10 protein-coding genes are annotated in these 9,115 nt (G+C 62.6%); 5 read left to right on the top strand and 5 right to left on the bottom strand.

Annotated features, from left to right (window positions below; translation table 11 throughout):
• Positions 1-302, top strand: a 302-nt coding sequence (locus EN781_RS16950) for a DUF5330 domain-containing protein (protein WP_127400166.1), incomplete at its 5' end; no start/stop codon positions are given.
• Positions 303-412: 110 nt separating this feature from the next.
• Complete coding sequence (locus EN781_RS16945; RefSeq protein WP_126059169.1) at positions 413-841, top strand: SufE family protein; 429 nt, start codon at positions 413-415, stop codon at positions 839-841.
• A 120-nt stretch (positions 842-961) separates the two neighbouring features.
• Here the strand turns inward: EN781_RS16945 and EN781_RS16940 are convergent, their stop codons facing one another.
• Positions 962-1,387, bottom strand: a complete 426-nt coding sequence (locus EN781_RS16940; protein ID WP_126055781.1) for a MucR family transcriptional regulator — start codon at positions 1,385-1,387, stop codon at positions 962-964.
• 417 nt (positions 1,388-1,804) lie between these two features.
• Complete coding sequence (locus EN781_RS16935; RefSeq protein ID WP_126055782.1) at positions 1,805-2,173, bottom strand: SH3 domain-containing protein; 369 nt, start codon at positions 2,171-2,173, stop codon at positions 1,805-1,807.
• Between the two features lie 117 nt (positions 2,174-2,290).
• Between EN781_RS16935 and EN781_RS16930 the strand changes: the two genes are divergently transcribed.
• Together EN781_RS16930 and EN781_RS16925 are read left to right on the top strand one after the other, a co-directional pair.
• A complete protein-coding gene (locus EN781_RS16930) occupies positions 2,291-4,417 on the top strand; it encodes a S9 family peptidase (protein ID WP_126055783.1) in 2,127 nt (708 codons plus the stop codon).
• 64 nt (positions 4,418-4,481) lie between these two features.
• Positions 4,482-5,108 (top strand): LysE family translocator, encoded by a 627-nt coding sequence (locus EN781_RS16925; protein WP_126055784.1) that lies wholly within the window; start codon positions 4,482-4,484, stop codon positions 5,106-5,108.
• A gap of 18 nt (positions 5,109-5,126) precedes the next feature.
• Here EN781_RS16925 and EN781_RS16920 read toward each other — a convergent pair whose 3' ends face one another.
• Complete coding sequence (locus EN781_RS16920; RefSeq protein WP_126055785.1) at positions 5,127-5,348, bottom strand: hypothetical protein; 222 nt, start codon at positions 5,346-5,348, stop codon at positions 5,127-5,129.
• A gap of 9 nt (positions 5,349-5,357) precedes the next feature.
• Between EN781_RS16920 and EN781_RS16915 the strand changes: the two genes are divergently transcribed.
• A complete protein-coding gene (locus EN781_RS16915; protein WP_126055786.1) occupies positions 5,358-5,753 on the top strand; it encodes an SET domain-containing protein-lysine N-methyltransferase in 396 nt (131 codons plus the stop codon).
• A 95-nt stretch (positions 5,754-5,848) separates the two neighbouring features.
• Here the strand turns inward: EN781_RS16915 and EN781_RS16910 are convergent, their stop codons facing one another.
• Together EN781_RS16910 and EN781_RS16905 are read right to left on the bottom strand one after the other, a co-directional pair.
• Positions 5,849-8,446, bottom strand: coding sequence for an AMP-binding protein (locus EN781_RS16910; protein WP_126055787.1), 2,598 nt, complete (start codon positions 8,444-8,446; stop codon positions 5,849-5,851).
• A gap of 80 nt (positions 8,447-8,526) precedes the next feature.
• Positions 8,527-9,115, bottom strand: a 589-nt coding sequence (locus EN781_RS16905; RefSeq protein ID WP_145965529.1) for a cytochrome c, incomplete at its 5' end; no start/stop codon positions are given.

The raw sequence follows: 9,115 nt of genomic DNA, 5'->3' as shown, positions 1-9,115 counted from the left end.
AGGCCGGACATGAGACCGTTGGGCCGATCCAGGCGCTGTTTGCGGCGCGCGAGGCGGTCGGCGACATAGCCGGCATCTGCGAGCGCAAGCCCGACGTGTGCGAGACCGGTAAATCCGCCATGCACACGATCGGCGCCCGCGCCAGGGAGACCGCCAAGATCGCCGCCGCCATGATGGAGGACGGCCAGGCCGGCGATAAGGCCAGCGACGGAGGGCTCGACACGTCCGTGGCCACAGGCAGCGTGGACGTCGTTCTGCCGGCGACCGTCAACATTCCGGCGAAGGCGCCGACTAAGAATTGAGTTTTAGCCGCTGATTGGCGACACCGCAGGCCCGTCCGACCTCTCGACGCCTGCGGTGTTTTCTTTCTTTTTTCGTGACGCGGGGATGCCGGATGACTATATCCGGCACAATGACGACCACGATCCAGACGATCCGCGACGACTTTTCCCTGCTCGACGAGTGGGAGGACCGCTATCGCTACGTGATCGAACTCGGCGAAGCGCTGCCGCCGTTCCCCGACGCCGCGCGGACTCCCGCCAACAAGGTGCCGGGCTGCGTCAGCCAGGTGTGGCTCACCACCGACCAGGGACAAGGGACCGATCCGGTCATCACCTTCCAGGGCGATTCGGATGCCCATATCGTGCGTGGCCTGGTCGCTATCATGCTGGCGCTGTTTTCCGGGCGCCCGGCGAGCGAGATCCAGAAAACAGACGCCGAGGCGACACTCAAGGGGCTCGGCCTCGACGAGCACCTTTCGCCGCAGCGCGCCAACGGCCTGCGCTCGATGGTCAAGCGCATCAAGCACGACGCCGATACGGCGCTGAAGCAGATCGCCTGATCTGACAAATCGTATTTTGAGCGATTGGCCGGCTGGGCAATGGACTGGCATGCCCGCACGCTCAAAGCAAAAACGGCGCCCGAAGGCGCCGTCCGGCATCGAAATGGAAAAGATGCTGCTTCAGCGACCCTTGCGCTTGCGCCCAAGGCCCATCTTCTTGGCAAGCTGCGAGCGGGCGGCCGCATAGTTGGGCGCGACCATCGGGTAGCTTGCGTCGAGGCCCCACTTCTCACGATATTCATCGGGCGTGAGATTGTAGTGGGTCATCAGGTGGCGCTTCAGCGATTTGAACTTCTTGCCGTCCTCGAGACAGACGATGTAATCGTCATGGACAGAGCGCTTCGGGTTGACCGCAGGCTTCTGCTTGTCGGCGGGCGGCGCCTCGGCGGTGCCACCCACGCGGCCCAGGGCGGCATGGACATCGGCGATCAGGTTCGGCAGCTCGCCGACGGGTACGGGATTGTTGCTGACGTAAGCGGCGACCACATCGGCAGTCAGCTCAATCAGCGCGTCGCTATTTCGGGAAGGTGTTTCGGCGATATCCATTGTGTTCAGGCCCCAACGAGAGTTGTTTCTAACTGCGCCCTTTTTTCGGCTGGGCATCGCGCGAATTTCATGCAGGAAAGTGCCTCTGCGATTCGCGTCGAATTATCTTAATGATCCTACCAGTCAAGTAAGTCAATTCGCATATTGCGCTATATTCAACGATATATATCAAATATTCCCCGTTCAGCTTCAAACTTTCGTGCATCGCGTAACTTAGCGAGATTTTTCTGGTCTGACCAGCACGGGTGACGCCACGTCGAACCGCCGTTACATCGGCGAAAGCAGCTAAAATCGGCTCGATGCTTCGGCTATGCTTGACCTTCGACAGATCGCAAGGTTTCCCGATCCTAATGAAATCACGGGTTGCAAGACATTACTGGTGCCCGCGACTTGGCCGGAGCGGCGAAAACCGACAGCTCAATAGGGCGCGATGTATTTGCCATAAACCCAGCCGGCGACGAAATGACCGTTGCGCGACGGGTCGTGCCAAATCTCGCACCAACGGTAGCGGATCGTCTGCTGCTGCTTCCAGCGCGGCTGGCCCGCAATGTCGAGCAGGTTTATCCCGCCGGTGCAGCGTCCGGTCAATTGCAGCACGGTGCCGTTCGGGTAGGCGGCCTGCTTCTGCGAACTGCCCGAAGGATATTTGCGCGCATTAAGCGTGTCGCCGAAGGGCAGGTCCGACACTTGCCAAGCGGCAAAGGCGGTTGCATGAGACTGGCCGACAAAGGCCAGAACGGTTGAAGCGACGGCAAGAGCCGCAGCGGTGCGAACATAGAAACTCATTATCTCTCTCCTCTCCAGCCCAGTATCGGAGCGGCCATCACGCCATAAGCCGGGCCTTGAACCGGCGCTGATCGGCGTGTTCATTTGCCATTCAAGCAATTTCTACAGCGAGACGTAATGACCAGATCCCCTGCCTTTTCGACCGCCAGCCCGCCGCAGACCGAGAAGCGACCTGTCTTCGACACCCACCACGGCTTCACCCGCACCGACGACTATGCCTGGCTGCGGGCCGACAATTGGCAGGCGATGTTCAGGGACCCTTCCCTGCTCGACGGCCGGATCCGCGCCCATCTCGAAGCCGAGAATGCCTACCAGGCGGAGCTGATGGCCGATACGGCTGCGCTTCGGAAGCAGCTCTTCGCCGAGATGAAGGGGCGCATCAAGGAGGACGACTCCACCGTGCCGATGAAGGACGGGCCCTACGCCTATGGTTCGTCCTACAGGCTGGGGGGCGAGCAGCCACGCTATTTCCGCACGCAGCGCGAAGGCGGCGAGGAGAAGATCCTGCTCGACGGTGACGTGGAAGCGGGCGGCAAGCCCTATTTCCGGCTCGGCGGCGTCGACCATTCAGCCGACCACGGGAAGCTTTTGTGGGCATTCGACGACAAGGGATCAGAATTCTTCACGCTGCGCGTGCGCGACCTCGGCAACGGCCAGGAACTGGCGGACCAGATCCCCGACACCGGAGGCGGGGGCGTCTGGAATGCCGGCGATGACGGATTCTTCTACACACGCCTCGACGACAATCACCGTCCCTCCAAGGTGCTGTTCCACGCGCTCGGCGACAACGCCGAAAACGATCGGCTGATCTATGAGGAAACCGATCCGGGCTTCTTCATGGATGTCGGCGGCACGCGCTCCAAAGAATGGATCATGATCGGCATCAACGATCACGAGACCTCGGAATACCGGCTGTTGCGCGCCGACGACCCGCGTGCCGAGCCGAAGCTGGTCGCCGCGCGCGAAACCGGCCTGCAATATGATCTGGAGGAAGGCGGAGACATCTTCTTCATCCTCACCAACGCCGACGGCGCCAAGGATTTCAAGGTCATGACGGCGCCGGCCAATGCTCCGGCACGCGCCAACTGGCGCGAGCTGGTTCCGCACGAGCCCGGACGGCTGATCCTCTCGGTCCTGGGCTTCAACAATTACATGGTCCGCCTGGAGCGCAAGGAAGGCCTGCCGCGCATCGTCGTGCGCGACCGCGAAAGCGGCGAGGAGCACCTCATCTTCTTCGACGAGGAAGCGTTCTCGCTCGGCCTGTCGGGTTCCTACGAATACGACACCGAGACCATGCGCTTCACCTATTCCTCGATGACGACGCCAGCGCAGGTCTTCGACTACAACATGCGCACCCGCGAACGCGTGCTCCTCAAGACCCAGGAAGTGCCTTCGGGTCATGAGCCCGACCACTATGTGACGCGGCGGCTGATGGCGCCCGCGGCCGACGGCGAGCTGGTGCCGATCTCGCTCATCCATCACCGCGACACGCCGCTCGACGGCTCGGCGCCTTGCCTGCTCTACGGCTACGGTTCCTACGGCATCACCGTGCCGGCGTCCTTCAACACCAATTGCCTGTCGCTGGTCGACCGCGGCTTCGTCTACGCCATCGCCCATGTCCGCGGCGGCAAGGACAAGGGCTACGGCTGGTACGACGACGGCAAGCGGGCGCAGAAGATCAATACGTTCACCGACTTCATCGCCTGCGCGCGCCATCTGGTGGCCGAGCGCTACACGGGGCATGACCGCATCGTCGCGCAAGGCGGCTCGGCCGGCGGCATGCTGATGGGGGCGATCGCCAATCTGGCGCCGGAGTGTTTTGGCGGCATCGTCGCCGAGGTGCCGTTCGTCGACGTGCTGACCACCATGCTCGACGCCACCTTGCCGCTGACGCCGCCCGAATGGCCGGAATGGGGCAATCCGATCGCCTCGGCCGAAGACTACCGAACGATCGCGGCCTATTCGCCCTATGACAATGTGGCCGCGCTCGACTATCCGCCGATCCTGGCGCAGGCAGGGCTCACCGATCCGCGCGTGACTTACTGGGAGCCGGCCAAATGGGTGGCGCGGCTGCGCGAGCGCAAGCGCGGCGACAATCCGGTGCTGTTCAAGATCAACATGGAGTCCGGCCATGCTGGCGCTTCCGGCCGATTCTCGAGGCTGGAAGAGATCGCCTACACCTACGCCTTCGCGCTGAAGGTGGCGGGCAAGGCCGATTCAGTCTCGGCGGCGGCGAGCGTGTGAGAAGGCCATTGCGTCGCGAGCCACGGCGTGGCTTTGATTTGGTGAAGTCGCGGAGGACCCTGGAATGATCGACCTGGCCACATTGGCGACCTATGTTGCGGTCGTGCTCGGCTTTGTGTTCATTCCCGGCCCCGCCACGCTGCTGACCGTCGCGCGGGCGACGAGTTCGGGAACGAAAGTGGGCATCGCCACCGGCGCCGGGATCGCGGCCGGCGATATATTCCACACCGTCATGGCGATGGTCGGCATCTCGGCGATCATCGCCACATCGGCGATGCTGTTCAGCATCGTCAAATATGTCGGCGCGGCCTATCTCGTTTATCTTGGCATACGTGCGATCATCGAGAAGACATCGACCGATCCAGCCGCCGGTGCGCTTGCGATCCGGGCGGGCAAGGCTTTCCGCCAGGCGGTGCTAACCGAGATGCTCAACCCCAAGACCGCGCTGTTCTTCCTCGCCTTCCTGCCGCAATTCGTGCGGCCGGAAAACGGATCGGTGATGCTTCAGCTGGCGGCATTGGGAATCATCTTCGTCCTGCTAGGCCTGTTCAGCACGGTCGTCTTCGCGGTGAGCGCGGGTGGGCTGGGCGCCTTCCTGCGCCGGAATCCCGCGGTGCTGAAATGGCAAGGCAAGGTCGTCGGCGCGATCTACTGTGCGCTCGGTGTGCGCCTTGCGCTGCAACAGCGCTGAGCGGTGCGCACCTGCTGTTCAGAGCAGCTCAAAACGGCCGTCCAGCGGCCGATTGCGGGACCTGCCGGCATCGCTCCCAAACTGATGCGTCCGGTCATAAATTTTTGATTTGCGCATGACGTTTTCAGAGGCTTCATTTCGCGCTGATGCGCGGCGATTTTGTGCTCGCAATTGCCGCTGTCGCGCGCTACCCAATGCCCGGCTTTTTTCGAGCCGCGCCTGCCAGTCACCGTCTTGCAAGGGTCCGCCATGCTGCTCGTCGACGTCTATCTCGACAAATCGCCCATCCAGGGCATCGGCGTCTTCGCCAAGAACCACATCCCCCAAGGCACGCTGATCTGGAAGCTCGACCCCAGATTCGACCGGGTGATCGAGGTCGACACCTATGAGAACGAGACCGGCCCGGTGAAATCCTATCTCGACCGCTATTCCTATCCCGACCGCCGCGATCCGGCCTACATCGTCTTCGAGGCCGATGACGCCCGCTACATGAACCATGACGACGACCCGAATTGCGACGTCTCCTCGCCGGAGGAGACGTATGCCTTGCGCGATATCGCGCCGGGCGAGGAACTGACCTGCGACTACAATCACTTCTTCGAAAGCGGCTTCGACTTCCTCGGCGACCGCCACCCCGTAAGCTAACGCATGGCAGCCAAGGCGCGCGGCGGTTCTGCGGTAACGACACGCTCAAGAACACAGCCGAAGCGCGTTGTAGGGTGCCTTTCAGACGCGGCGCATTAGACCGGGCGCAATTCTGGCTGGCGTCTCATCGCAAATCTGCCAAGCTGGTTACGAAGGCCTGTCATGGCCTTGCCGGCGAATATGCCGATGCCAACACCGCCCGCGATCGCCAGCAGGTGAAAGATCGGAGCCGGTAACGCAGGTGACGCCGGCGCCATCAATAGCTCCGGGACGAAGCGGTGAAACAGATATATGGGAAAGGCGGAGGCAGCGACCTGCGTCATCACGCGGCCGGCCCGTGCCGGCAAGCGGATACGCGGCACGTAAAGGAGAGCCAGAAGCGCGGCGAAGATCATCAAATACTTGACGGCTGTCCCGATCCAAACTGCCTCCCAGAAGGCTAGATAGCCCAGCACCGGGGCGGCGAACGCCATCAAGATGAGCCTTCTTGCCGGATTGTCGGCAAAACCGGCACACCAACCGAAGACGGCGAGGTGGAACACCCAGTAGATCGCAAAGATCTGGCGGTTGCCGATGTCGACCAATGGCGGGATGGAAAAGCGAGCGGCGACGGCAACCCCCAACAGGCCAAGCGAGAAGGCGAAGGGTCGCAACCGTGCGAGCTTGCGCGCAGCCGGCACAGTGAAGATGAGGGAGAAGATGAGGAGCGTCTGCGCATAGGCCTCGATGAACCAGTAAAGATAGGGGATCATCTCGTGGCGCTCCGGCTCGGCATAACCAAGATTGCCGGTAAGCGTCACCGAGGCCAGGGGAATCGCTCGCCAGGCAAACGCGTAGGCGGCAACGATGAGGAAATAAGGGATCAGGACGCCGATCGCAGGCCTCAACGCCTGTCGGATCCGGCCGGCAAGGAGGTGGGTCGCCTGGAACCGCGCCAGGCCGAAACCGACGAGCAGCATCATCACGCCGGAGCCGCCGGGAATTGGCCACAGCGTCTCGTGATGGATCACCACCAGCAGGATCGCCATCACCCTCAGCACAAGGTCGATCGGCAATCCGCTGGTCTCCTTGCACTTGAAAGTCGGCATCGCCCCATGGCGGTTGGCAAACTCGGCGACCCTCAGGTGTTCCCAACCATGCGGCAGGTCCATGCCAAGGCGTTCAAGTTCCATAGCCAACTGCAGGTAGCGAAGGGAATCCCCGCCGCGCGAGACGAAACTGTCGTTGCGGCCAACGGCGAGTGGATAGAATACCCGGCTGTAGGCCCCGAGCAGGCCGCCCGTCCCGCAGCGGATCTCCGTCCGCCTTTCCAGCCTGTCCTGTTCAAGGCATGCATAGTCGGTCTTGCCCGAAGTAAGCCTGGGGAAGTTGTCCACCGCGGTAACGGAAACCAGGTTGGCCGGAAGACGGCTGGTCTCGGCGAGGATGCACTGCGCCCTTGCGATCGTACCCGCATCGGTCACGTAGGCGTGCAGCCCTCCATCGTCACCCAGCACCGCGGCCGCGATGCCGGCCCGCTTCAGTGCCTGCTCCATGCTATCGAAGCCGATCCTGAGGCCTGCAATCTTGGCGAAGCGGCTCTTGCGTCCGACAATACGGAAGTAACCCTGCTCGTCGCGCACGGCCACGTCGCCGGTATTTAGGGCCTCGAGTTCGGCCCCGCGCGCCAGGTCGCAGCGCTGCTCGGCATACCCCATCATCACGTTTGGGCCGCGATAGATGAGGTCTCCGGGGGTGCCAGATTGCCTGATCGGGTTTCCCTGGGCATCGATGAGGCTAAGGCTGCCGCCGGGAATAGCCATGCCGATACGCTCCTCCCTATCGGAAAGGCATTCCGGCGGGACGAAGGCGATGCGGGCCGTCGCCTCCGTCTGGCCATACATGACGAAGAAGCCGCCCTCCCTGGCGCGCATGTGGTCCCGGTAGAGGCGGATGAGGTCGGGGGCGAGCTGTCCGCCTGCCACCGTCATCATGCGCAGCGTCTTCACCTCGGCGGAACGGAACTGCGCCCTTTCCAGTAGTTCGTAGGAATACGGGACGCCGGAAAGATTTGTACAGCCGCCGTCAGCGATTACCCTCGGGAAATCGCCATGCATGACTGAGATGCCAGGAAAGAGGATGCTGCCGCCGGCAATCAGATGGGAATTAAGCACTGACAGTCCGTAGGAATAATGGAGCGGCAGGACCAGCGCAGCCCGGTCGGCGCACGAGAGTTCGAGATAGGTTGCGATCGAGCGCGCATTGGCATCGAGATTGGCATGGGAAAGCCGCACCGCCTTGGCCGCACCCGAACTGCCGGAGGTCATAAGCAGCAGCGCGAGATCAGGGTGGACCGGCTGAGCCTCCCTTTCGGACCGAACCTCCTTGATGAGGCGCCAGCGGCCATCGGCCGGCCGGAACGTGAAGTCCGGCTGGAAGACCGCTAGAAAATCATCCCACAGCTTCTCGTCGCAAGGCGGCAACATGGCCACCGCGTGGCCCGCCCGCAGGGCTCCAAGATAGGCGACGACCACATGTTCCGAGGTTTCCGCCGAGATGGCCACGAGCTCCTTTTCGCCTTGTCCAAGCCGCGTGGCGAAGCGCAGCGTGAGGCTGTCGAGTTCCGCATAGGAGAGCGTCCGCCCATCAGGAAAAAGAAGTGCTGTGCGCTGCCCACCACGGGCGATTTCGGACACAAGGTCGACAGAGGGCATGGGCGAGCTTCGAATTGCCGGAAAACTGGTCGAAGCGCCGCCTATAATACATGAGTATTCAAGTCAACTAATAGCGGGAATCATCCCGAAGGTTTTTTACGCGCCGGATAGCCGTTGGCGTGTGGCGGCACGGCCTTGAGATAGGCGGCGATCGCGGCGCGGTCGTCGGCTGTCAATTGCGCCATGTTCCTTTGCACGTCGACCATTGCGCCGCCGACGGAATCGAAGTCCGGTGTGAAGCCGGTTTCGAGATAGTTGGCGATGTCGGCTTCCGACCACTCGCCGATGCCGCCCTCACCCGCTGTGATGTTGGGCACGATACCCTTGCCTTCGGCGGCCGTGGCGCCGGCCAGCCACTCGGCCTTCTTCACGCCGCCGGCAAAGTCGCGCGGCGTGTGGCATTCGCCACAGTGGCCCGGCCCCTCGACCAGATAGCGGCCGGCCACGACCTTGTCCGCCGCGCCGTCGGCAAGGGCAATCACTGGCTCGGGGCTGAGATAAAGCCGCTTCCACAGGCCGATGCCGCGGCGGATGTTGAAGGGGAAGGCGAGCTTGTGATCAGGCGCCTTGCCGGCGACCGCCGGCAGCGTCTTCATGAACGCGTAGAGGTCGGCGATGTCGGACGGCTTCATGCGCGCATAAGAGGCGTAGGGAAAGGCCGGGTAGAAA

This window comes from Mesorhizobium sp. M4A.F.Ca.ET.090.04.2.1 (assembly GCF_003999085.1).
Taxonomy (GTDB): domain Bacteria; phylum Pseudomonadota; class Alphaproteobacteria; order Rhizobiales; family Rhizobiaceae; genus Mesorhizobium.
This window is presented reverse-complemented; position numbering and strand designations above follow the sequence as displayed.